1 pseudogene is annotated in these 345 nt (G+C 64.3%); it reads right to left on the bottom strand.

What is annotated here, in order from left to right:
• Positions 1–345: pseudogene (locus NGB94_RS16705) on the bottom strand (helix-turn-helix domain-containing protein); the annotation flags it as partial.

Raw genomic sequence — 345 nt, 5'->3', positions numbered from 1 at the left:
TCCCGCGGGCCTGAACGTAAAGGGCCCGGTAAATCGTCTCGTGGCTCACCTGCATAGTCTGATCATCCGGGAAATAAAACGCCAGCATGGAGGAGATCAGCCGCGGACTCCACCCGTCGTCCATGAAAAGGGCGATCAGCTCGCCCAGACCCTCGGCCTGGGCGAGCTTCAACGGTTTGGGCCGGCGCCTGGCCTGGTGCGCTTTGGCATGGGCCGCGGAGGCGTAATACACCCCGTCAGCGCCGCTGTTGCGCTGCACTTCCCGCCAAATCACCGATCTGTCCCGCCCGGTCAGCTCCCCGATCCGGGCATAGGAGAGACCCGAACGCCGGCCCATCTGGATCA

The organism is Arthrobacter koreensis (assembly GCF_035792275.1).
Taxonomy (GTDB): Bacteria; Actinomycetota; Actinomycetes; order Actinomycetales; family Micrococcaceae; genus Arthrobacter_B; species Arthrobacter_B koreensis_A.
The sequence above is the reverse complement of the archived record's forward strand: the minus strand, read 5'-3'. Positions and strand labels throughout refer to the sequence as shown.